This window comes from Mycobacterium talmoniae (assembly GCF_001854525.1).
Lineage (GTDB): Bacteria > Actinomycetota > Actinomycetes > Mycobacteriales > Mycobacteriaceae > Mycobacterium > Mycobacterium talmoniae.
In genome coordinates this window covers 1-21,403 of record NZ_MLQM01000083.1, presented here as the reverse complement: position 1 = coordinate 21,403, position 21,403 = coordinate 1, and the positions used below count along the sequence as shown (strand labels likewise).

At 67.6% G+C, this 21,403-nt stretch carries 23 protein-coding genes and 1 pseudogene; 8 read left to right on the top strand and 16 right to left on the bottom strand.

Features of this window, described 5'->3' with window-relative positions; all coding sequences use genetic code 11:
- From BKN37_RS15555 to BKN37_RS30400, 3 genes and pseudogenes are all read right to left on the bottom strand, one after another.
- A partial coding sequence (locus tag BKN37_RS15555; RefSeq protein WP_071027401.1) for a phosphatase PAP2 family protein occupies positions 1-509 on the bottom strand: 509 nt, incomplete at its 3' end.
- Between the two features lie 163 nt (positions 510-672).
- Positions 673-846: a lipoprotein LpqH gene (locus BKN37_RS30405; RefSeq protein ID WP_423212800.1), complete on the bottom strand. Its 174-nt coding sequence runs from the start codon at positions 844-846 to the stop codon at positions 673-675.
- A pseudogene (locus tag BKN37_RS30400) lies at positions 807-1,136 on the bottom strand (lipoprotein LpqH); the annotation flags it as partial. The gene BKN37_RS30405 and the pseudogene BKN37_RS30400, both read right to left, overlap by 40 nt.
- 172 nt (positions 1,137-1,308) lie before the next feature.
- Here BKN37_RS30400 and BKN37_RS28655 point away from each other — a divergent pair.
- Positions 1,309-2,097: an ESX secretion-associated protein EspG gene (locus BKN37_RS28655; RefSeq protein ID WP_165618347.1), complete on the top strand. Its 789-nt coding sequence runs from the start codon at positions 1,309-1,311 to the stop codon at positions 2,095-2,097.
- Between the two features lie 143 nt (positions 2,098-2,240).
- On the opposite strand, the gene BKN37_RS27845 is transcribed toward BKN37_RS28655, so the two are convergent.
- From BKN37_RS27845 to BKN37_RS28895, 3 genes are all read right to left on the bottom strand, one after another.
- Positions 2,241-2,819, bottom strand: a complete 579-nt coding sequence (locus tag BKN37_RS27845) for a hypothetical protein (RefSeq protein ID WP_242657262.1) — start codon at positions 2,817-2,819, stop codon at positions 2,241-2,243.
- On the bottom strand, positions 2,816-4,450 hold the full coding sequence (locus BKN37_RS15550; RefSeq protein WP_131823618.1) for a hypothetical protein: 1,635 nt from the start codon (positions 4,448-4,450) through the stop codon (positions 2,816-2,818). Before BKN37_RS15550 ends, BKN37_RS27845 begins: the two co-directional genes overlap by 4 nt.
- A 101-nt stretch (positions 4,451-4,551) precedes the next feature.
- Positions 4,552-4,878: a hypothetical protein gene (locus tag BKN37_RS28895; protein WP_131823617.1), complete on the bottom strand. Its 327-nt coding sequence runs from the start codon at positions 4,876-4,878 to the stop codon at positions 4,552-4,554.
- A 346-nt stretch (positions 4,879-5,224) separates the two neighbouring features.
- On the opposite strand from BKN37_RS28895, the gene BKN37_RS15540 reads away from it, so the two are divergent.
- Positions 5,225-5,707 (top strand): hypothetical protein, encoded by a 483-nt coding sequence (locus BKN37_RS15540; protein WP_071027395.1) that lies wholly within the window; start codon positions 5,225-5,227, stop codon positions 5,705-5,707.
- On the opposite strand, the gene BKN37_RS15535 is transcribed toward BKN37_RS15540, so the two are convergent.
- Positions 5,704-6,018 (bottom strand): hypothetical protein, encoded by a 315-nt coding sequence (locus BKN37_RS15535; RefSeq protein WP_071027393.1) that lies wholly within the window; start codon positions 6,016-6,018, stop codon positions 5,704-5,706. The genes BKN37_RS15540 and BKN37_RS15535 overlap by 4 nt on opposite strands.
- Positions 6,019-6,117: 99 nt before the next feature.
- On the opposite strand from BKN37_RS15535, the gene bluB reads away from it, so the two are divergent.
- Positions 6,118-6,783 (top strand): 5,6-dimethylbenzimidazole synthase, encoded by a 666-nt coding sequence (gene bluB, locus BKN37_RS15530; protein ID WP_071027391.1) that lies wholly within the window; start codon positions 6,118-6,120, stop codon positions 6,781-6,783.
- Positions 6,784-6,787: 4 nt separating this feature from the next.
- Here the strand turns inward: bluB and BKN37_RS15525 are convergent, their stop codons facing one another.
- Positions 6,788-7,006 carry a hypothetical protein gene (locus tag BKN37_RS15525; protein WP_131823616.1) on the bottom strand — a complete coding sequence of 73 codons (219 nt, stop codon included), beginning with the start codon at positions 7,004-7,006 and terminating at the stop codon, positions 6,788-6,790.
- Between the two features lie 263 nt (positions 7,007-7,269).
- On the opposite strand from BKN37_RS15525, the gene BKN37_RS15520 reads away from it, so the two are divergent.
- From BKN37_RS15520 to BKN37_RS15510, 3 genes are all read left to right on the top strand, one after another.
- The gene (locus tag BKN37_RS15520) at positions 7,270-8,661 is read left to right on the top strand and encodes a sulfatase family protein (RefSeq protein WP_071027407.1); all 1,392 of its coding nucleotides are present in this window, start codon (positions 7,270-7,272) and stop codon (positions 8,659-8,661) included.
- Positions 8,662-8,669: 8 nt separating this feature from the next.
- Positions 8,670-9,473, top strand: coding sequence for a trehalose 2-sulfotransferase (gene stf0 / locus BKN37_RS15515; RefSeq protein ID WP_071027387.1), 804 nt, complete (start codon positions 8,670-8,672; stop codon positions 9,471-9,473).
- 80 nt (positions 9,474-9,553) lie between these two features.
- Positions 9,554-10,444: an amidohydrolase family protein gene (locus BKN37_RS15510; RefSeq protein WP_071027385.1), complete on the top strand. Its 891-nt coding sequence runs from the start codon at positions 9,554-9,556 to the stop codon at positions 10,442-10,444.
- Here BKN37_RS15510 and BKN37_RS15505 read toward each other — a convergent pair.
- From BKN37_RS15505 to BKN37_RS15490, 4 genes are read right to left on the bottom strand one after another with little or no spacing between them, the layout of a single operon-like run.
- Positions 10,441-11,478: an NADPH:quinone oxidoreductase family protein gene (locus BKN37_RS15505; RefSeq protein WP_071027383.1), complete on the bottom strand. Its 1,038-nt coding sequence runs from the start codon at positions 11,476-11,478 to the stop codon at positions 10,441-10,443. The genes BKN37_RS15510 and BKN37_RS15505 overlap by 4 nt on opposite strands.
- Positions 11,475-12,740: a sulfotransferase family protein gene (locus BKN37_RS15500; protein ID WP_071027381.1), complete on the bottom strand. Its 1,266-nt coding sequence runs from the start codon at positions 12,738-12,740 to the stop codon at positions 11,475-11,477. Before BKN37_RS15500 ends, BKN37_RS15505 begins: the two co-directional genes overlap by 4 nt.
- Positions 12,737-13,819, bottom strand: a complete 1,083-nt coding sequence (locus BKN37_RS15495; protein ID WP_071027380.1) for a DUF1214 domain-containing protein — start codon at positions 13,817-13,819, stop codon at positions 12,737-12,739. The genes BKN37_RS15500 and BKN37_RS15495 overlap by 4 nt, the downstream gene beginning before the upstream one ends.
- Complete coding sequence (locus BKN37_RS15490) at positions 13,816-14,433, bottom strand: TetR/AcrR family transcriptional regulator (RefSeq protein ID WP_071027378.1); 618 nt, start codon at positions 14,431-14,433, stop codon at positions 13,816-13,818. The genes BKN37_RS15495 and BKN37_RS15490 overlap by 4 nt, the downstream gene beginning before the upstream one ends.
- A gap of 85 nt (positions 14,434-14,518) precedes the next feature.
- Between BKN37_RS15490 and BKN37_RS15485 the strand changes: the two genes are divergently transcribed.
- Positions 14,519-15,232, top strand: coding sequence for a TetR/AcrR family transcriptional regulator (locus tag BKN37_RS15485; RefSeq protein WP_071027405.1), 714 nt, complete (start codon positions 14,519-14,521; stop codon positions 15,230-15,232).
- Here BKN37_RS15485 and BKN37_RS15480 read toward each other — a convergent pair.
- The 3 genes from BKN37_RS15480 to BKN37_RS15470 are packed head-to-tail and all read right to left on the bottom strand — an operon-like array spanning position 15,210 to position 18,851.
- The gene (locus tag BKN37_RS15480) at positions 15,210-16,649 is read right to left on the bottom strand and encodes an FAD-dependent oxidoreductase (RefSeq protein ID WP_071027403.1); all 1,440 of its coding nucleotides are present in this window, start codon (positions 16,647-16,649) and stop codon (positions 15,210-15,212) included. The genes BKN37_RS15485 and BKN37_RS15480 overlap by 23 nt on opposite strands.
- On the bottom strand, positions 16,649-17,659 hold the full coding sequence (locus tag BKN37_RS15475) for an AurF N-oxygenase family protein (protein WP_071027376.1): 1,011 nt from the start codon (positions 17,657-17,659) through the stop codon (positions 16,649-16,651). Before BKN37_RS15475 ends, BKN37_RS15480 begins: the two co-directional genes overlap by 1 nt.
- 52 nt (positions 17,660-17,711) lie before the next feature.
- Positions 17,712-18,851 carry an acyl-CoA dehydrogenase family protein gene (locus BKN37_RS15470; protein ID WP_071027374.1) on the bottom strand — a complete coding sequence of 380 codons (1,140 nt, stop codon included), beginning with the start codon at positions 18,849-18,851 and terminating at the stop codon, positions 17,712-17,714.
- Between the two features lie 200 nt (positions 18,852-19,051).
- On the opposite strand from BKN37_RS15470, the gene BKN37_RS15465 reads away from it, so the two are divergent.
- Complete coding sequence (locus BKN37_RS15465) at positions 19,052-20,248, top strand: alpha/beta hydrolase (RefSeq protein ID WP_071027372.1); 1,197 nt, start codon at positions 19,052-19,054, stop codon at positions 20,246-20,248.
- Between the two features lie 116 nt (positions 20,249-20,364).
- On the opposite strand, the gene eccE is transcribed toward BKN37_RS15465, so the two are convergent.
- The gene (gene eccE / locus BKN37_RS15460) at positions 20,365-21,354 is read right to left on the bottom strand and encodes a type VII secretion protein EccE (RefSeq protein ID WP_071027370.1); all 990 of its coding nucleotides are present in this window, start codon (positions 21,352-21,354) and stop codon (positions 20,365-20,367) included.
- Positions 21,355-21,403: the final 49 nt, after the last annotated feature.

Here is a 21,403-nt window from a genome sequence, read left to right as displayed (position 1 = left end):
ATCAGCGCCCCCACCGCCGTCGCGGCCGGCCGCGCCGCCGGGCGCAACAGCGGCAGCAGCACGGTCAACAGGGCCAGCACCGCGGCCGTCACCCCCAGCGCGTGCCCGGACGGAAACGACCACGAGGGTTCGGCCACCAGCGCGGTCACCGGCCGCGGGCGTTCAGCGAGCGCCTTGGCCACATGGCTAACGACTTCGGATAGTTCCACCGCAACCAGCAGGAACACCGCCGCCCACACCCGGCGTCGCACCAGCGCGGCCACCACCGCCACCATGCCCACCAGCCGAAAAGCGGCCGGGCTGAACACCGTGCACAGGACCTGCCAGAACTGCACCCACCCGTGGTGCTTCACCCCGATGTGGTGCGCGGCGGTCAGCGCCGAGGTGTCGACGGCCTGCAGCCAGCCCCAGTCCTGCCGCCAGCCGAGCCACATCACCGCGTAGACGAGCGCGGCGCACACCGCGACCAACGGGGCCACGGCCTGGCGCCGGGCGGTCTGCAACACCATGGCTAAACGATTATCAAACCAATCTCACGTTCGAGGCACCCGGAGTCCAGGAGACTTCGAACCGAGTGTTAGGAAGCGTGGCTAGATTCGGCGGGTCTCGGTGAGTTCCAGCCGTACCAGATCGCCCCGTATCGACACAGGAGGCTTCCACCTGGCTGTGCCGCTATGGACAGGTGACTTCGACTTCGAACGGCTTGGTCACCTCGTTGTTGGCCGCGTCCATCCCCCAGGCGGTCCCGGTAATGGTGTAGTCCTTGCCGTCCTTGGTGGCCTTGGCTTGTCCGCAATGTCGGTGTACAGCAGTGTTGTCCCGGCGATATCGCCTAGGTGGACCGATGACACCGAAGGGGGGTTTCCAGTGGATAACGTGGCCTTGACCCCGTGGGGTTCGTGGCCGATGACGATGACGAATTCGTCGTCGTAGTCCGTGCACGCCACGGGACCGTCGACTTTGTGCTGAGTGCCATCGATGGTCACCTTGGCGGTGTTGCTCTGCGCGATCGCTATGCCGTGGGAGCTGATGGTGCCGCCTCTGGGTGCAGGCGTGTTGTTGTCGGTTGAACACCCGGCCAGCGCGGCGGCGACCACAGCGCCGCCGACAAGTACGCTGACAAATCCACGCGCCATGCCGTCCTCCCCTCCAGTGGTGGCTAACAGACTTCGAACGATATCGGCCAATTCATCCGGCGAGCCTTCCCAGCGACGGCCAAGGGCCTAGGCTGAACCCCGCCTCAACGTAGGACCGCGCAGGCGTGACCGCAAAGCGAGACGAGTGACGGAAGGCTAAAGAATGACGGGGGTGACGCTGCGGTCGATGGGCAGCATCCATCTGGCTGATTTGGCAAGGACTTGCGACCACCACGGCTACGAACACCTGCCATATCCATTCATGCCGGAGACGATCTCGCGGCGGGACGGCCACAATACCGATGAATCCCCACCGTTCTCTGATCGATTCGACCGGGGTGACCCCCGTATTGTCCGGGAATGGATGGAGGCGTATGCCCGCGCTGATATCTGGGTCGAGTGTCGAGTGATTCACAGCTACGCCGACACCTTGGATACACGGATACTCGCCTTTCGCGCGGGCACAAAGGGCTTCTTTGCGACTCAACAGCCCAATACAGACACGGTCGAGGTGTTCGAACTTTCCCCATATGAATTAGGCGCAGCGGTAGCCAGCTCGGTTGGGCTGACCAAGTCAGGTTCCCATCCGCGGATCGTTATTCCCAAATATGTGAACTACTTTCGCGAGCCCGCCAACGACACAGAGGCCGGCGATGGCGAGTTTTCTGTCCTCCGCCCCGTGCGGTCAACGCGCGCAGGTGCAAACGTAACCGTGGTGTCCAATGCCGAAGTCACCGCATTGGCAATCGTCCAGTCACACTGCGAGCCCGCGCGGGGATGGGGTATCGACTGGGACAAGAAATTTGTCCCCTGGGTCCACGTGAGGGATGACGGTGATTACATTTACACGGCCGACTTCAGTCACGCAGCACCCCTCACGGAAAAGGATCTAAGTGATCGGATAGACCGGCTTATCGCCCACGATGTCGCAGTGTTGCGCGAACGCCTCGGAAGCTACTGAGCTCCGATTTTCCATCCCACAGAGCACCGAGAAACATGATGGCGTCGCGGTCGCCCCACAGTTTTGACCCACGCTGCGACCGTCGATGCGGTGGGGGCCCCAAACTCTGATAGGACTTTCGAATAACTCACCCTTCGGCGGGCTCAATCCCATGATTTGGCCGAAAATATGAATAGACCCCAGCTGAATCCCGCGCCATAACTCTGCCCATCCCATAGGAATTCGCATTCCTCGTACGCGGGGAGAAGTTTGTCGAAGAGAGGCCACTGACGACTACCCACAATAGGACCAAATCGCTCCGTGAACTCGGTTACATCCATGCTCCAAATAGGCAGACCGATTGGGGAACTGGCGCGAGATGGATCACGTCTTGTGTGCCAATACCGCGCCGACTCAATTCCTCCATCCTCACCAGCAGTGGCGTTGAAGTCAAATCCCGGCCACAACACGCTACCGTACTTCACCGATACAGAACCCGGCTCTGCAATACCCAGCAGGTTCTTCATTCTTGCAAAACGGGAGGCTTCGTCGTCGAGAGCTTCGGCTATGCGCTCATGTATGCGTTCCCCGTCGTCAAGGGAAAGTTGATGTTCGGCTAGCTTGGCTTCTAATTGAGCTTCGTCATGCAGCATTTTGATTCTCAGCTTCATCGTCATGAGCAGGTAGACCTCGAAGTCGAGTACCGTGGCAACCGATGCTGAATTCATCGCATGTCCCTTCATTTAAGGTAAGGCAAAAATTGGTAAAGGTCACCCGTAAATTTTGTAACTGACCCGTCAGTGTTCACCATCAACGCTACCTTCGCATCTATCAGTTTAGGTAGCACGATCATTCTTCCATCAGGAAGTGTGGCAATCCCCGCTGATCCTCCCCAAACGCCTTTGGAGACGCTATCGGCTACTTGCGCCGCCTGTTCCTGACTGAGGTCCAACGCGGTCACCCTGTCCGCTATGGCAGCTGACCTGCTCATCTCCGGTGGCAGAGCGCTCACTTCCTGAGCAATCTGCGCCGGGACTGGGGGTTCCCCGATCTCGGGGACATGGCCGGGCGTGTGGTGTTCACCAACCGTGACCGGGGGCGTGTGTTCACCCGAGGCGGCGGCGGGAGGATGGGGTATCGGGGCGTGTTCGGCGGGTCCGGTGGCGAGGTTGTGGGCGGCGATTTCGGCGCGCTGCTCGGCGGCGACGATGGCGCGGGATGTGACGGTCTCAGTGGCGCCGCCAGCGCCGATGCCAGAACTGGCGCTGAGGGCTTCGCGGGTGAACAGGGCTTTGATGCCCTGCCAGCCCCATTCACCTACCGCCTTGATTACAGCACCGCCCCCCGCAACCAGGCTAACGGCGGTAAACAGCGGTTCGACCTTCGCCTCCACCCGGCCCTCATCAAGGGTGTAGGCGTTGGTCAGTTTGCCGTTTTGGAACATGTAGGTGGTTTGCGTGTTTTCGTCGAAGAAATTCCCGGTGCCGTTGTTGAGCTGACCGCGGACCTGCACGGTTTTGCCGTCGGGGGTCTTGTATTCGAAGGTGAACCCGCCATCCGGTTCGGTGTGCACGCTGCGTGGGTCGATCTGGGAGTAGTCGGGCAGCTTGCCCAACGTGTCCAGCTGATCGGCAAGCTCTTTTTTGAGCTGATCGGCGCGCTTTAGCGCGGCTTTGCCTTCCTCGGACTGGAGGCCATTGGTGTAGGCGGTGTTCAGCGCGTCATCGAGGGCCTTCTTCGTGCCGCGGATCTTGGCCATCAGATCCACGATCGCCTGATCGATGAGCCGCCTGATGTCGCTGAGCTCGGCGGCGCTGAACGGGTTGACCGTGGCGGTGGTGTTGAAACTGGTGGCCACCGTGGCCTTGTCGGTGTTGATCTGGTCGGCCACCGCCCGCTCGGCATCCCACCATGTCTGGGCGGCTTTGGGAATCTCGCGGGCGAAGTTATCCCGATCCTGGGTGCGTTTGATGTCCGGGGCGTCACCGTCCTTGCGGGTCGGGTCGGTCACCGATAAATCGTCGTGCACCTCAAAACCCGCGGCCTCCGCGGCGGCGATCAGGCCACGCACCCCCGTGCGCTTGCCGGCATCCCCCAAGGCCGGGATGACGTTGTCATTGATTCCGCGGGCCGCCGCATCGGCCATCGCATCGATGGCCTCGCGCGCCTCGGCAATCGCGCGTTGATCCTTCTGGGCCGTCCCGACCGCGGCATCGCGGGTCTGGCCCGACCATGGCTGACCACCGGGAAAGGTCACCATCTGCACGTACTTGTCGGCGTGGTCCACCATGGACTGGGCCGAATGCTTCCACGCAGCGATCATCGCCAGCACCGCAGGCGGATTACCCGCATCGATCTGCGTGCGAGTGACCATCCCTATGCTTTCTGCATCATCCGCGCCCGCCCACCGGCATCATCGCCAAGGACGCCCCACGGGTGGGCGTCGCGATACGGCCGTCTCACCGGGCATATTCGTCAACTGCCCGGCGATGTCGGCGGCAACAGATTGCCCGCGCTGGTGATCACCGCGGTCAAGGATGCCTCACTTTCGGCAAATGCGATGCGGGCCCGCTCCACCAAGTCGCCTACGACAACGAACCGGTCCGCCACCGTTTCCTCTACCGCGGGAAGGGTTTCCGTGGTCACCGACCGGGCCGCCACCATCGACGGCGTATCCGAGGGGGCCGCCGGAGGTGCATGTAACGTCGGATCCCCGAAACCCTTCAACAACCCTGCCAACAGTCGCAACTGGGGCGATAACCGCGCCAACGCCTCCAGCTCAAGCTCCAAAACGGTCGGCACGACACCCCCACAGATAGTTCCAACGCTGAGGGCACTTTACCAGCGACGATGGCGACCGCCACGGGGCCGACAGCGAATCCCGCTGGCTGCGCGACCTGTGCGTCGTAGCTGCCCTGGGCTCCGAGTGTGACCGTGGACGCGTAGCAACCCGTGCTGGCGACACGACGACCATGACCAGAAGCGTGGCCACCACCGTCCACGTTGACCAGCACAGGCGCGGCTTAGGGCGTAGTTTAGAAACTTGTCACCCAACTCGCCAGAGTTAGCCGGCACCATCGCTTAGCCCTACCACGGGGCGCCGCAACGGGCACCGCCACACCAGTGCGGCCGTGGGCATACTGGGCTGGTGCCCGTCTTTATCCGCCGGCTGTTCGGCATCGGCAAGCTGCCCGCCGACTTGCGGGCCCAGGTCGATGCCGAAGGTGTGCTCTACCTGGCCGATTACGTCGCGGTGACCCGACGGTTCAGCGGCGCGGTGCCGGGCCTGCGTTCGCCGCACAGCGTCGCCAGCTACGTGGGGTCGCTGGTGCTGACCTCCCAGCGGGTGTTGGCCACCCTGTCCTCGCTGCCGAAGCTGGCCGGCCGGATCGTCGACGTGCGTTGGGACGCAGTGCAAACCGGCGCGGCCAGCGCGGAGATCTCGGCGCGCGGTCTACAGGTGGAGATGGACCTGGCCGCGGTGAATCCCCGGTTCAGCGGGGAGCTGTCGCTGCACTACAAGCAGCCGATCCCCGGTGATGTGCTCACCCAACTTCCGCTGCGGTCACTGGCATTCGACGTGCCCCCGGAGTACGTCTACCGCGCGGTCGGCGTCGCCTACAACCCCTAACGGGAGGGCCACACCACCTCGATCCAGCCGTGCAGATCCGGCCACGGCGGCCGGCGCAGCATGGCCAGGCAGCCGATCACGGCCGCCGCTAGGCCGGTGATCACCCCGACCAACGCGATCCGGTTGTGATCGACGGCCGGCACCCAGGAGGCGTCATCGCCGCGGACGACGAACACCCCAAGCGCCCCACCGTCGCGCACCCGGCTGACGGTGATGACGGTGGCGCCATCGGGCGTCTGGTACGGCTCGCCGTAGACCCGCCGAGCCGCGTCAGCGGCGGGCAGGTGGTCGAGTACCTCGGGAATCTTCACGATGCGGCTCCCTTCGTCGCCGAGGTCGACGCTAGCGCGAAAAACCTCGAGCGCGGCCCTCGCTACCGTCGATCTCGGCGCAGAAGGCACGATGACCGGGTGACCGATCACGCGTTCAGTCTGCCGGAGCGCCGAGCGGTGTATCGGGTGATCGCCGAACGCCGCGACATGCGCCGCTTCGTGCCGGACAGCACCGTCGACGACGACGTGCTGGCCCGGGTGCTGCACGCCGCGCACGCCGCACCCAGCGTCGGGTTGATGCAGCCGTGGCGGTTCATCCGGATCACCGACGCGGCGCTGCGCGCCCGCATCCACGCCCTGGTCGACGAGGAACGGCACCTCACCGCCCAGGCGCTGGGCCCCCGCGACCAGGAATTTCTGGCGTTGAAGGTCGAGGGCATCCGGGAGTGCGCCGAACTACTGGTCGTCGCGCTGCGCGACGGCCGGCAGGCGCACGTGTTCGGCCGGCGCACCCTGCCCCAGATGGACCTGGCGTCGGTGTCCTGCGCGATCCAAAATCTGTGGCTCGCCGCGCGCGCCGAGGGCCTCGGCATGGGTTGGGTGTCGCTGTTCGATCCGCACCGCCTGGCACATCTGCTGACGATGCCCGCCGACGCCGAACCGGTGGCGATCCTGTGCCTGGGACCGGTGCCGGAGTTTCCGGACCGGCCCGCCCTGGAGTTGGACAACTGGGCCTACGCGCGTCCCCTCGCCGAGTTCGTCGCCGAAAACGGCTGGGAGCCCCGGCCCGATCCCCGCGGCTGAGCCGCTACCCCACCAGCTGGGCGCTGCCGACCGGGATGCCGCGCGGCTGCTGCACCAGGACCTCCACCGACACCCAGGCCGCCGGCGAGAAATGGGTGGTGTTGGCGGGCTGCTGGGGGTACTGGGTGCGGACCACGGTGAGCACACCGTTATCGGCGATGGTGAACTCGCCGTCGACAGTGATCGAATCGCCGCTGGCCATGCGGATGGAGAACCACGACACCGACCGAACTCCTCCCTTTTGGACTGGGGATCAGGCTATGAGGCGGGCCACATTCCCGCTGCGGGCCGACGGGTGCAGCGCCCCAGCGGCCTGGCCCACGGCGGCGGCGCCCTCAGCCCGGCAACACCGCGTTGACCTGCGCAGACGTGCCCGCAATGGGGCCCGTGACGCCTGCCGGCAGGGTCGAACGTGGAGAAAAAATCATCACTACCGATACTCTCAACCGGCGGAGCGCAACAACACAAGCTGAGAAGGTGACCGCGATCAGCGACAACAACCACAACCGAGACAACATCCTGCTGGTGCACTGGCATGACCTGGGGCGCTACCTCGGCGTCTACGGGCACCCCGATGTGCGCAGCCCGCGGCTGGATGCGCTGGCCGCCGAGGGCATCCTGTTCACCCGCGCCCACGCCACCGCGCCGCTGTGCTCACCGGCGCGCGGGTCACTGTTCACCGGTCGCTACCCGCACAGCAACGGGCTGGTCGGCTTGGCCCACCACGGCTGGGAGTACCGGCCCGGGGTGCGCACGCTGCCGCACATCCTCGGCGAATCCGGCTGGCACTCCGCGTTGTTCGGCATGCAGCACGAGACGTCGTTTCCGGCGCGGCTGGGTTTCGACGAGTTCGACGTGTCCAACTCCTACTGCGAGTACGTGGTGGATCGCACCCAGCGCTGGCTGCGCGACCACGCCGACACCGGTCGACCGTTCCTGTTGACCGCGGGCTTTTTTGAAACGCACCGGCCCTATCCCGCCGACCGCTACCGGCCGGCCGACTCAGCCGCCGTAGACGTGCCGGACTACCTGCCCGACACCGACGACGTGCGGCAAGACCTCGCCGAGTTCTACGGGTCGATCACCACCGCCGACGCGGCGGTGGGCGAGTTGCTGGACACGCTGGCCGAGACCGGGTTGGACGCCACCACCTGGGTGGTGTTCGTCACCGACCACGGGCCGGCGTTCCCGCGGGCGAAATCCACGCTGTATGACGCCGGTACCGGTGTCGCGCTGATCATCCGGCCACCGACTCGGCGCGGGATCGCGCCCCGGGTCTACGACGACCTGTTCAGCGGCGTCGATCTGTTGCCGACGCTGCTCGATTTCCTCGGCGTCGCCAAACCCGACGAGATCGAGGGTATTTCGCACGCAGACGAGTTGGCGAAAGCCGAGCCTGGCACCGCCCCGGTACGCGACCACGTGTACACCGCCAAGACGTATCACGATTCGTTCGATCCGATTCGCGCGATCCGCACCAAGGACTACAGCTACATCGAGAACTACGCGCGGCGCCCGTTGCTGGACCTGCCGTGGGATATCGAGGAGAGCCCGTCCGGGCAGGCGGTGGCGCCGCTGGTGGCCTCGCCGCGGCCACAGCGGGAGCTCTACGATCTGCGCACCGACCCCACCGAGTCCAAAAACCTGCTCGACGGCGACGCCGGCGAGACCGACCACGCCGCAGCCGTCGCCGACGACCTGGCGGTGCGACTCAACGAGTGGCGCCAGCGCACCGGCGACGTCATCCCGTCGGAGTTCGCCGGCACCCGGATTTCGGAACGCTATACCGAGACGTATCTGCAGATCCACCACAAGCCGGTGACCAGCCGATCGGCGATCGCCGCCGACCGCGGCATCGAAGACGAAGTCCAACAGTAGGTTCCGCGATGTCTGATACCCCGTCGTCGTATCTGGTGCTGGCCACCCAGCGCAGCGGCAGCACCCTGCTGGTGGAATCGTTGCGCGCCACCGGAAGTGCGGGCGAGCCACAGGAGTTCTTTCAATACCTGCCCAGCACGGGGATGGCGCCGCAGCCGCGGGAGTGGTTCGCCGGGGTGACCGACGAGTCGATTCTGCGGCTGCTCGATCCGCTGGAGCCCGGGGTGCCGGACACCGCGACCCCGGTCGCCTGGCGCGAACACATCCGCAGTTCCGGCCGCACCCCCAACGGCATCTGGGGCGGCAAGCTGATGTGGAACCAGACCGAACTGCTGCAGCAGCGGGCGGCGGGCCTGCCGGACCGCACCGGTGACGGGCTGCGCGCCGCGATCCGCGACGTGATCGGCAGCGAACCAGTGTACGTGCACGTCTACCGCCCCGACGTGGTGTCCCAGGCGGTGTCGTTTTGGCGGGCCGTGCAAACGCAGGTGTGGCGGGGACGCCCGGATCCCGAACGTGATTCGCAGGCCCAGTACCACGCCGGCGCCATCGCCCACATCGTGCAGAACCTGCGCGACCAGGAGCAGGGCTGGCGCAACTGGTTCGCCGATGAGAACATCACCCCGATCGACGTCGCCTACCCGGTGCTGTGGCGCAACCTGACCTCGTTTGTGGCCCAGGTACTCGAAGCCCTGGGCCTCGATCCCGGGTTGGCGCCCGAGCCGGTGCTGGAACGCCAGGCCAACCGGCGCTCCGACGAGTGGGTGGACCGCTACCGCGCCGAGGCCGACCAGCGCGGGCTGCCGCAGTGACCGCCTGCTGAATGTGCGGTTTGATCCGCAATACGCGGGGTAAAGCGTATCGATCCGCGCAGTCGCGAACGGAGAACGGGATGATCCTCGACGAGGCCGACGCGGTCCGCCGGGTCTGGTCGGAGCTCGGTCTGCCCGGCCTCGTCGACGTGCACACCCATTTCATGCCGAAATCGGTCATGGACAAGGTGTGGCACTACTTCGACTCGCAGGGTCCGCTGATCGGGCGGCCGTGGCCGATCAGCTACCGCACCGACGAGATCGCGCGCATCGAGACGCTGCGCGCGTTCGGGGTGCGGGGGTTCACCTCGCTGGTGTACCCGCACAAGCCGCAGATGGCGGCGTGGCTGAACCAGTGGGCCGCCGAGTTCGCCCGCACCACCCCAGACTGCCTGGCCACCGCGACGTTTTACCCCGAACCCGACGCCGGATCCTATGTCGCGGCGGCCATCCGGGGCGGGACCCGGGTGTTCAAGGCACACCTGCAGGTGGGCCGCTTCGACCCGAACGATCCGCTGCTGGACCCGGTGTGGGGCGTCATCGAGGACGCCGGCGTCCCGGTGGTCATCCACTGCGGCTCCGGCCCGGTACCCGGACAGCACACCGGGCCCGAACCGATCCGTAAGCTGCTGCACCGATTTCCCCGGCTGCCATTGATCGTCGCGCACATGGGTATGCCGGAGTACACCGAGTTCCTCGACATCTGCGAGTCCGCCGCCCAGGTGCGGCTGGACACCACGATGGCGTTCACGTCGTTTTCCGAAGAGACGATGCCGTTTCCGCCCACCCAACAGCACCGGTTGCGGGATCTCGGCGACCGCATCCTGTTCGGCAGCGACTTTCCCAACATCCCGTACGGGTACCGCGACGCGCTGACCGCGATCACCGAATTGCCCGGCATCGACGACGACTGGTTGCGCGGCGTGTTCCACGACAACGCCGCAAGGCTATTCGGGCTACACGCGGCTTAGGGCGTGGTCACCACCAGCCGGCCGGTGGTCTGCCGCGCGGCCATGCGCTCCAGCGCCTGCGGCAGCTCCGGCCAGCCCACCTCGGCGCCGACGACGGTGCGGATCTTGCCGGTGCGCAGCATCTCCAGGATCGCGGCGTGGGCCGCCAGCCCCTCGGAGCGGGCCGGCCAGTTGAAGCCCAGGGTGCGCCGCACCGCCAGCGGGTCGGTCACATACACCAGGCACACCCCGCACACGTCGAAGTTGCTGTACGCGATCGGCCGCGGCGACAGGTAGTCGCCGTCTTCCAGCGCGATGTCCTGGGCGAAGCCGGCCATCAGGTGGCGGCCGTTGAATCCCATGCAGCGAAACGTCTGCACGGTCACGTCGCCGCCGACGGCATCGAACGCGACGTCCACCCCGCGGCCGTAGGTCAACTCCATGACCTGCTCCGCCCAGTCCGGGTCGCGGTAGTTGAGCGCATGGTCGGCGCCCAATTCGGTGCACAACGCCAGCTTTTCGTCGCTGCCGGCGGTGGCGATCACCCGGGCGCCCAGCGCCTTGCCGAGCACCAACGCGCCCGAACCGGTTTGCACCAGCAGCGTCTCCCCGGGCTGCAGCCGGCCCCGTTCCCGCAGCGCGAACCAGCCCAGATGAAACGGGTAATGCAGGGCGGCGCCGTCGACGTCGCTGATCCAGTCGGGCAGATCCAGCGCGGTCGCCGCGTCGACCACCGCATAAGAGGCGTAGCCGCCGTGCGCCAGCACCGGGATGCCGACGATGCGCCGACCGACCAGGTGTTCGGCGCCCAGCCCCGCGCTTTCCACCACGCCGACCGATTCCATGCCCGGCACGAACGGCGCCGGCAGCGGCAGCGTCGCGTAGCGGCCTTGGATGATGTCGATGTCGTTGAAGTTCAGGCAGAACGCGCGGACCGCGACCCGGATCTCCCCGGGGCCGGGCGGCCGGACCTCGACGCGCTGGCGCTCCAGCACGCGTGCCGGGTCGCCGAGGTCGGTGGCCACCCAGGCCTCCGCGGTGATCGGTTGGTTCATGATTCCTCCGGTGCCTCAACGACGAATCGGGTGCGGTAGCCGCCCAGCCGGGTCGCGACCGCATTGGGATCAAGTCCCAGATCGGCCGGCTGATACAGCACACCGCCGTAGCGGCCCCGCGGATGCTCGGTGCGAAACGCGGCCATCGCCTGCCGCGTGCGGGCGTCGAACGGTTGCCCGGCCAGGTCGTAGATGCGGGCCACGGTCGCCTCCTCATCGGCCATGAAGTCGTCGAACCGCACATCGATGGACTGCTCGGCGGGCAGCACGTCGCGGTCCCGCACACAGCCGGTGAGCAGGTCGTCGGCGCGGTCGAGCCAATACTGCGAGATCTTGACCGGGTCGGGGCGGGCGCAGGCCATCCGGGCGGCGTAGCTGATCATGGTGGCCATCGACTGGGTCACCTCGACCGGATCCCGGTGGGTGACCACAAAGGTGGCGTCCGGAAAGGTGGCCAGCAGGGTGGGGAACTGTTCAAGATGCTGCGGCGACTTGAGCACCCAGCGGGTGCCGCCGCGCAGCCATTGCAGCGCCTGCAGCGTCCGTTTCAGATACGCGTAGGACGGCGCCTGGTCGTGTGCCTTGTAGTGGGCGGCGAACGTCGGCAGATAGTAGGTGGTTTCGAACAGCATGCCGGAGATGTCGTTGGCCAACAGCTGAATCTCTTCGTGCGCATGGTCGACGGTCATGTCGTGCATGCGTTTGAACTCGGGCATCGAGGTATTGACCAGCTCCAGCCCGGTGGCGCAGCGGTCCCGTCGGGCCTGCGGATCGGCTTCGCCCGGGGTGGCGACCGGCTCCAGGCTCTCCCAGTACGGCAGGTAGCGGATCGCCGGGTCGGCGGCGATCAGGTTGTGCAGATGGGTGGTCCCGGTGCGCGGCAACCCGCAGATGATGATGGGCCGCTGCACCGTAACGTCTTCGATCTCCGGATGCCGGGTGATCAACTCCTCCAACCGAAGCCGATTGACCAGGTTGCCCACCAGCTGCTCGAACACGATCGCGGTGCCGGCCTCGGACAGGCCGGCGTCGGCGCGCAGCGAGGCGCACAGCACCTCGAGCCGTTCCCGGAACGCGTCGTCGCCCCAGCCGTCGAGGCCGGTGCGCTCGGTCGCGGTGGCCAGCAACAGCGCCGGGGTCAACTCCAGGGTGGCGCCGTAGCCGGCCAACGCCTCACGCATCGGGGCCGCGGCCGCCGGAAACACCGGTGCGGCAAGGTCATCGAGCCGAATCGGCGCCGGCCGCGCGGTGGTGGCGCTCACCGGGCCAGCTCCGCGACGTCCACCACCCGGCACCGGGGGCGCTGCGGGGTGGCCTCGGGCAAGAACCAGCGCAGCCAGACCAGGCCCGTGGAGCGGCCCGCCGTGGACACCCAGTTGGGGTGGCCGGGATCGGTGTCGCTGACGACGATCTGCCACGACCCGTCCGGTTCGTAGCTCACCTGCGCGCCGTTGATCGTGACCCGTTCCCGGGTGTAGTCGTAGGTGTGCAGGAACGGGTTCCACAGGCACAGGTTCCAGAACACGCACGGCGGCGAGCTGCCCTCGATGATCAGCGCCTGCTGCGGTTCCAACCGATAGGAGCCCATCGCGTAGGCGGCGTCGCCGGCCGCCCACCCGACGGTGCGGCTGGGCACCGGGTAGGGCTCCTGGATTTCGTTGGGCGGCTCCAGGCGGATGGGCACCATCGCGCACTGTTCGCGCACCCAGGTCCGCGCGGCCCGCAGCCGCCGGGTCAGATCGGCGCGGCTGTCGTGCCGCCGGGTCGGCGGGTCGAGCGCCTCGATCTTCCACCGGGGCCGGCGATCCGTGCCGGGTGCGGTCAGGTAGTCGCGGGTGAGGATGAACACCGCGTCGGGCTCCAGCTTGAGCCACCCGCCCGGCTGCGGGTCGGCGCTAATGGTGAACGCGAAGTTTCCCTCGTCGTCGAATTCCAGGTCGCGGTCGTTGATCGTTGCGATGATCCGGTCGCTGTAGCGACCGTCGTCGGGACCACCGTAGACGGTCATCGACAGGTAGACCGCGTCGCCGCGGTTACCGGTCACCCGGTAGCTGCGCTGCGGGTCGATGGGCGCCAGTTGGTAGAAGGCGTCCGAGTTGTCCCCGCCCCACTTCAGATACGGGCCGATCACGTCGACCAGGATCGGTTTGTCGGCCTCGCCCCAGACGTAGGCGTCGACGGCGACCCGCAGCAGGCTGAACGCCAGCCGGTAGCCGTCGAGCAGGTCGGCCTCATCGAGCGGCGGGTCGGCGCCCAGCAGCCGCTGCTCGACCGCGCGGACCTCGTCGAGCAAGTCGCCGAACGCGCGCGACAGGTCGGAATCCGTTGGGGTGTCGGTCATCGCTGTTCCTTCCTTCGTGGCACGGCTCCCTGCAGCAGCAGTGCGCAGAGGCGGTCGACCGCATCGTCGATGCCGTCGGGGTCCAGGACGTGGGCGATGTAAAAAGTGGTGCCCACCAGCACGTCGTAGGCCATCTCGACGTCGAGGTCCGGATGCACCGCCCGTTGCGCGATGCCGTCGCGGACCAGCGTCCCGAACGCGGCGCGGGTCTGCTGGTCGAGCAACTGCTGGGTGCGGATCTGCAGTTCCGGGTCGCGGTGCCGGTCGGCCAGGATGCCCATCGTCGCGGCGGCCACCACCGGATCCCGCCAGAACTCGAAGACCCCCCGCACAAAACGGTGCAGGTCGGCCTCGAACTCCCCCGAGCTGTCCAGCACGTCACCGACGTCGGCGGCGTCAAAGACCGCGTCGAACACCACGTGGGCCTTCGACGGCCAACGCCGATACACGGTGGGGCGGCTGACATTTGCCTCCCGTGCGATCGCCTCGATCGACACCTGGTCGTAGCCGTCGCGGGTCAGCAGCCGCCGCGTCGCCGACACGATGGCCCGGCCGGTGCGCGGATCCCGCGGACGGCCGCGGCCCGCCTCGCTCGCCGCAGCATCACCACCCATGCGCTAAACCATTACATGTCGTAACGTAAATGGTCAATGGCCGGTTTCGCAGGGACGCGCCTCCCCCGCCGGTAGGGTGGGCGCCATGGCGTTTGCTGCGGACCCCCGTGCGGCAACTGGCTACGAGGCGCGCTGGGAGCAGCACAACGTCGAGCGGCGTGCGCAGATTCTGCGGGCCGCCGTGGAACTCATCGAAGCGAGCCCGCCCGGCGGCGACGTGTCGGTGTTGAGCATCGCCAAGCGCGCCGGCGTCGCGAAATCGGTGGTGTATCGGCAGTTCAGCAGCAAGGAAGAGCTGGAATGCCGGGTGCGCTCCTACGTGTTCGACGACTTCGCCGCGGTGCTGGACACCAAACTCGACGTGACCAACGGGTCGTTGCGCGAAATTTTGACCCGCACCGTCGAAGCGGTCGCCGACTGGATGATCGATCATCCCCGGCTCGACGAATTCGCCCGCCGCGGGCCGACTTTCGAGGGGGACGGCTCACTGGACGCGGTGGGCGAGTTGAAGCTGCGGATGACGCGTCAGGCCGAGGACATCATCGCCGAGATCGCGGCGACGATCGGGGTCGACGACGCCGCATTCACCTCGGTGCCGTTCGCGGTGGTGACCATGGTCGAGGCCACCTTGTCGGCTTGGCGTCGCGGCGCCGCGCCCACCCGGTCCCGGGAGGAGATGATCGCGCACCTGGCCGACTTCGCCTGGTACGTGTTGGACGGGGCGGCCCGATCGGCCGGGCTCGAGGTCAGCCGGGACGACCCGCTGATGGCGGTGATCACCGCACTGACAAACCGCTGACCTGCAGTAGTCCGGCGTTGTAGTCGGCGACCAGGCTGCGGACGGTTTCCTGGGCGCAGGATTTGTTGGTGCCGATGAACCCGGTCGGGCCCCGCTTGATCCAGCCGGTGACATACACGCCCGCGGGCCCGGGCACCCGGCCGCCGTCATGGGGCACCGTGGCGGTGGCGTCATCGAAGGGCAGCCCGGGCACCGGTTGGCCCCGGTATCCGATCGAGGTGAGCACCAGGCCCGCGTCGATGGTGCGCTGCTCCCCCGTGGCGTGCACCCGCGTCGACCCGTCGGCGGTGTCGATGACCTCATTGCGCACGAACCGCACCCCGCGCACGGCGTCCTCGCCGAGCACCGCGGTCGGCGACAGCCGATAGTCGAGCACGATGCGCCGATCACCGGCCCGGGCGGCGCCGCCACCCAACAGCGCTGCGCGCGGATCGGTGTCCGGGAGATCGTGGTCGGCGACGACGGCCACGCCCGGCGTCGCGCACAACCCGGCCAACTCGGGGACGGTGAACGCCGACTGCGCCGGTCCGCGCCGGCCGACGACCACGACCTCCTCAATCTCGCTGTGGCGCAGCGCCTCCAGCGCGTGCGGCGCGATATCGGTGCCGGCCAGCAGCGCCGGGTCCATGGTCAGGATCCGGGCGACGTCCAGGGCGACGTTGCCGTTGCCGATGATCACCGCGCGCGGGTGCGACAGGTCGAACGTTCGCTCGGCGAAGTCCGGATGCCCGTTGTACCAGGCGACAAACTCCGTTGCCGAGGCGACGCCGGGCAGCTGGATGCCCGGAATCTCGAGCCGGCGGTCCGCGGCCGCGCCGACCGCGTAGATGACGGCGTGGTGCTCCGCGCGCAGCTCGTCGTGGCCGATCTGGGTGCCGACCTCGGTGTCCAGCACCAACTCCACCCGCGGGTCGGCGCGAATGCGGTCGAAGTGGTCGGCCACGCCGCGGGTGCGGCGGTGATCGGGTGCGACACCGAAGCGCGCCAGCCCGTATGGCCGACTCAGCCGCTCGTAGATCCACACCCGGGCACCGGGAATGGTGAGCAGCTCGTCGGCGGCGTACATCGCGGCGGGCCCGGATCCCACGATCGCGACCCGCAACTCGCCGCCGTCGCGCACCGCCAGCGGCGGCACGATGGGCGCGAGAATGGGCCGTGGCCGCGGGGTGGCGTAGAAGTCGGCGTTCAGGGCGACGAACACGGTCTCGTGCGCGGCCAGCTTGCTGTCGTGCTTGATGGCGTCGACCGGGCACGCCGACACGCACGCACCGCAGTCGACGCACTCGGCCGGGTCGACGTAGAGCATCTCCGCGGTACCGAAGTCCGGCTCGTCGGGGGTGGGGTGAATGCAGTTGACCGGGCAGGCGTAGACGCAGGACGCGTCGCCGCAGCAGGACTGCGTGATGACGTGCGGCATCAGCGGATCGCGCGCGCCGAGCGATCCGGGGCGCTGCGGTAGCGCGCCGGCTCGCCGTCGATGCCGCACCGCTTCCACACCCAGCGGCCGACCCGGTTCATCAACCCGAGTTCCTCGGTCAGCGCCCGCATCTCACCGAAGTAGCCGGCCAGGATCTTGCGCGACTGCGGGCTGCGCCAAAACGCCTCCTTGATCACCGCGTCCGGGATGTCGAACCGGGCGGCGAACGATTTCGGCGGTGCCATGATTTCGTGCGCCAGCCAGCGCAGCGCCAGCGGAAACGCCACGCTGCCAAACGCCCGCATACCGCGGGATCGCCGCGGCATGTGGACCTTGAGGAACTCGTTGGCCCACGAGATGTGGCGCGCCTCTTCGGCGATGTGGATCTGCATGGTCCGCAACACCGCGGGCGGGATGTTGGCCCCCTCGCGGATCAGCGCCTTCTGGAAGTGATCGATCGGTTCCTCGCCGGCCAGGATTCCGGCCATGAACGCGGTCGGCGAGTACTGGCCGACCAGGCCGATGTAGGGCGAGAGCCGGCGGAACAACGGCCGCATCCCCGGCACGTCGGCCCCCGAGCGGTTCACCAGCTCCTGGAACATCTGGATGTGGTTGCACTCTTCGGTCATCTCGTGCAGGGCGTACCGGAACTCCGGGGAGTTGTTGGGCAGCTTCATGATGAACGCCATCAGCCCGCGGATCAGGATGCTCTCGAACGCCGCCCCCACCTTGACCGTGTTCAACGTCCGCCATTTGCCGATCTCGATCTGCCGGTCCAGCGGCTGGTGCTGGTACCACCAGGTGGCGCCCAGCGGGTCGACCTCCGGGGACAGCACCCAGCGCGGATCGTCGGGGTCGAGCGCCATCTCCGGGGCATCCCAGGCGATGTCCAGATACGGATCGAACCGTCGCCGCACCGACCCCTCAGACAGCACGGCCAACAGATCGTCGTAGTCCGCGCCGCTGTCCCCGCTGCGCACCGGCGTCCGCCGGCTGGTTGCTGACGTCATAGCCGACAATTTACCGGGACCATGCGTCCCAGTAAATAGGGGGCACGGGCGATTACAGGGTGCGGGCGATGATTTCCTTCATGATCTCGTTGGTGCCGGCGTAGATCTTCTGCACCCGCTGGTCGGTCCACATCCGCGCGATCGGGTATTCGACCATGTAGCCGTAGCCCCCGAACAGCTGCAGGCACTCGTCGGCGGCGACCATCGCCCGCTCGGTGGTCCACCACTTCGCCATCGCCACCGTCGGGATGTCGAGTTCGCCGCGGATGTGCCGGGCGATGCAGTCGTCGATGAAGACCCGGCCGATTTTGGCCTCGGTAGCGATCTCGGCGAGTTTGAACTTGGTGTTCTGGAACGCGAAGATCGGCTTGCCGAAGGCCTGGCGCTCCTTGGTGTAGCGCAGGGTGTGCTCCAGGGCGACCTCCATGCCGGCCACCGACGCCAGCGCGATGATCAGCCGCTCCTGCGGCAGCTGCTGCATCAGCTGGATGAAGCCCTGCCCCTCGCTGTCCCCGAGCAGGTTCGACACCGGGATGCGGACGTCCTCGAAGAACAGCTCGGAGGTGTCCTGGCCCTTCTGGCCCACCTTCTCCAGCACCCGGCCGCGCCGGAAGCCCGGGCGGTCGGCCTCCACCAGCACCAGCGAGATCCCGCCGGCGCCCGCGGACGCGTCGGTCTTGGCCACCACAATGATCAGGTCGGCCTGTTGGCCGTTGGTGATGAAGGTTTTCGAGCCGTTGACGACGTACTCGTCGCCCTCGCGGATGGCCTTGGTCTTCACGTTCTGCAGGTCGGATCCGGTGCCGGGTTCGGTCATCGCGATGGCGCCCACCACTTCACCGCTGGCCATCTTCGGCAGCCACTGCCGTTTTTGCTCCTCGCTGCCGTAGGCCAGCAGGTAGTGCGCGACGATGCCGTTGTGCAGGGTGACCCCCCACGACGTATCGCCGCACCGGGCCTGCTCCTCGATCAGCACCGCCTCGTGCGCAAAGGTGCCGCCCCCGCCGCCGTACTCCTCGGGGATCGACAGACACAACAGGCCCAGCTCGCCTGCCTTGGTCCACAAGTCGCGGTCGACGTGGTGCTGCTCGATGAACTTGTCGATGTTGGGGGCCAGTTCCTTGTCGATGAAGGCGCGCGCGAGATCACGCAGGGCCGCCAGGTCGTCGTCCATCCATGCTGAATCGGGCATTTACGGGCCTTTCTGCTGCCATTTGGCCGAACTTGCACCAACCGGTCGGTCGGCGTCTCGGGTCCGCAATTTACCGGGACCGGCGGTCGCAGTAAATAGCGTGTTGGTGAGCCCGTGGGCGGCACGGCGCCGCGAACCGCCACGCCGGTGGCGCGGCCCCGGTTACGGTTGGGTGACCTCTACCGAGAAAGGCCGCGACAATGCCGTCCGACGCCTCTGTCCTCGAACCACCGATTCCGGTTCCCGACGTTCCCGGCGCCGAGGCGGGCGCCGAGGGTCTGCCCCCGCGATCCGCGCTGTCGGCCGGTCAACGCGTGATCGTCGACGCGTCGGCCATCGCCGATCTGGGGTTGCGCACCGCGATCGCGTCGCTGGTCGGGGTGGCGATGGTGCCCCCGGTGCTGGCCGCCGCCGCGCGCCGCGACCAGTCCAGCGCCGAGCGGGCGAGTCTGGGCTTCTACGCCGAGCTGGCCGCCAATCAGGATGCGACGCAGTCGTTTCCGGCCCCGACGGAGTTGCCGCGGGTGTCGTCGCGGCCGGCCAATCCGGTGGCCGAGTGGGTGGCACGCGGCAACGTCAGCAATATCGCGTTCGCCAGCGGCTTCGAGGCGGTCAACCCGGCGATGCGTGAGCGGTGGCGCACGTTGTCGCGCAACAACATCGTGCGCGCCCAGCATTGGCGGCACGACGACGGGCCGCGGCCGACGTTGTGCGTCATCCACGGCTTTATGGGTTCGCCGTACCTGTTCAACGGGTTGTTCTTCTCGCTGCCCGCGTTTTACCGATCCGGGTACGACGTGTTGCTCTACACCTTGCCGTTTCACGGCCGCCGCGCCGAAAAGTGTTCGCCGTTCAGCGGTTACGGATACTTCTCGCTGGGCATGTCCGGGTTCGCCGAGGCGATGGCGCAGGCCGTGCACGACTTCCGGTCGGTGATCGACTATCTGCGCTACACCGGTGTCGAGCGGATCGCGCTGACCGGGATGTCGCTGGGCGGCTACACCGCGGCGCTGCTGGCGGCGGTGGAGGACCGCCTGGAGGCGGTGATTCCCAACGTGCCGGTGGTGTCGGTGGAATCCGAGGTCGACGACTGGTTCCCGGCCAATAAGCTGTTTGCCCTGGGGCATTGGCTCGGCCGGATCAGCCGTGAGGAGTTTGCGGCCGCCTCGGCGTATCACTCGCCGCTGAACTATGCGCCGGTGATCCCCAGGGAGCGCCGGCTGATCATCACCGGCCTCGGTGACCGGTTGGCGCCGCCGGAGCAGGCCGAAATGCTGTGGGAGCATTGGGATCGCTGTGCGCTGCACTGGTTTCCCGGTAACCATATTCTGCACGTCAGCCAGCCGGAGTATCTGCGCCGCACCCTGCGCTTCCTGCACCCGTTCATGTCCGGTTAGCGCGCGGCCCCGCCGCGGGCGCGCGGCCCCGCCGCGAGCGTGCACAAAATGCCAGTCCCGAGCGGGGTTTGGCGTACATTTGTGCACGCTCGCGGCCAAAGGCCAAAGGCCAAAGGCTATACCGCGGCGTGGCGGGCCCGCACCCGCGTCACCGCGCTGGGCCACCGCAGCTGCGCCAGCAGGCCGGCGGGCATCGGGGCGTGGCCGTCGAGCCGCCGCACCGACAGCGGGTGCAGCGCCCGCAGCGCCGAGCGCTGATTGCCGCGCTGCGGGGTCAGGCCGGGCAGCGGCGGCGCACCGCCGGGCTCCTCTTGGGTGTGGAACGCGCAGGCCGCCGCGACGGTGGGTCCGGCTGCGGTTTCGGCGATTTCGACCGCGGTCCAAATCTCCCGCGCCGGATGCGCCCAGATCGCCGCGAGGGTGTCCGGCAGGCCGGCGTCGGGGCTGAGCCGGTAGGCCGCCACGTAGCCGGTGGTGCCTTCCCACACGGCGTGCCAGGTTTCCCGGGCACTGGGCGCGAACAGCTCCGGAACGTCCTCGGCGTCGGCGCCGGTGACCTCCCAGCCGCTTTCCCGCAGATGGTCGGCGAGCCGGCGCACCGCCACCTCGGCGGTTTCGTACAGCGGGATCCGCGGCGAGCGGGCTTGCAGCGCGGGCAGGTTCGCCGCCGCCGACAGGGTCAGCCCGATCCAGGTCTCGCGCTGCGGCGCGCCGCCGGATTCGGTGTCGCGGCTGGTGACCCGGACCGCGTCGGCCCGGATCCCGTACCGGTTCAGGTAGCGCGCGATCAGCGGCAGCGGCAGCACGTCGGCGTCATCGACCGGCGGGGTGACCCGCAGCACCGCAGTGGCCCGCACGTCGGTGCCGGTCGACGGTTCGGAGTGCCCTCGCCTGCCGACCAGCATCGCCGCCCGGCGACGCACGATGCTGGTCAGGTGCAGCCCGCGCCACCAGGCCAGCAGCAGCAGCGCCACGGCGACGCCGACGCCGAGCACCCAGCGGTCTCGGGTCGACTGCCACGGGTAGGCCATCGCCGCGGGCACCACGGCCAACGCGACCAGGGTGATGCGGGCGGGACCCGGCCAGGCAATGTTCGGTCGGCTCACGAGGTGGGTTCCTTTCGTCGGCGCGCGGCGATCACGGCCGCGGCCCCTA

What these genes read in the sequence shown, in the direction of transcription:
- BKN37_RS15490 (WP_071027378.1), bottom strand. Translation starts at nt 14,433, where the DNA reads ATGGGTGGTGATGCTGCGGCGAGCGAGGCGGGCCGCGGCCGTCCGCGG.
- BKN37_RS27845 (WP_242657262.1), bottom strand. Translation starts at nt 2,819, where the DNA reads ATGAAGGGACATGCGATGAATTCAGCATCGGTTGCCACGGTACTCGAC.
- BKN37_RS15495 (WP_071027380.1), bottom strand. Translation starts at nt 13,819, where the DNA reads ATGACCGACACCCCAACGGATTCCGACCTGTCGCGCGCGTTCGGCGAC.
- BKN37_RS15505 (WP_071027383.1), bottom strand. Translation starts at nt 11,478, where the DNA reads ATGAACCAACCGATCACCGCGGAGGCCTGGGTGGCCACCGACCTCGGC.
- BKN37_RS15475 (WP_071027376.1), bottom strand. Translation starts at nt 17,659, where the DNA reads ATGACGTCAGCAACCAGCCGGCGGACGCCGGTGCGCAGCGGGGACAGC.
- BKN37_RS15480 (WP_071027403.1), bottom strand. Translation starts at nt 16,649, where the DNA reads ATGCCGCACGTCATCACGCAGTCCTGCTGCGGCGACGCGTCCTGCGTC.
- stf0 (WP_071027387.1), top strand. Translation starts at nt 8,670, where the DNA reads ATGTCTGATACCCCGTCGTCGTATCTGGTGCTGGCCACCCAGCGCAGC.
- BKN37_RS15510 (WP_071027385.1), top strand. Translation starts at nt 9,554, where the DNA reads ATGATCCTCGACGAGGCCGACGCGGTCCGCCGGGTCTGGTCGGAGCTC.
- BKN37_RS15485 (WP_071027405.1), top strand. Translation starts at nt 14,519, where the DNA reads ATGGCGTTTGCTGCGGACCCCCGTGCGGCAACTGGCTACGAGGCGCGC.
- BKN37_RS15550 (WP_131823618.1), bottom strand. Translation starts at nt 4,450, where the DNA reads ATGGTCACTCGCACGCAGATCGATGCGGGTAATCCGCCTGCGGTGCTG.
- BKN37_RS15465 (WP_071027372.1), top strand. Translation starts at nt 19,052, where the DNA reads ATGCCGTCCGACGCCTCTGTCCTCGAACCACCGATTCCGGTTCCCGAC.
- BKN37_RS15470 (WP_071027374.1), bottom strand. Translation starts at nt 18,851, where the DNA reads ATGCCCGATTCAGCATGGATGGACGACGACCTGGCGGCCCTGCGTGAT.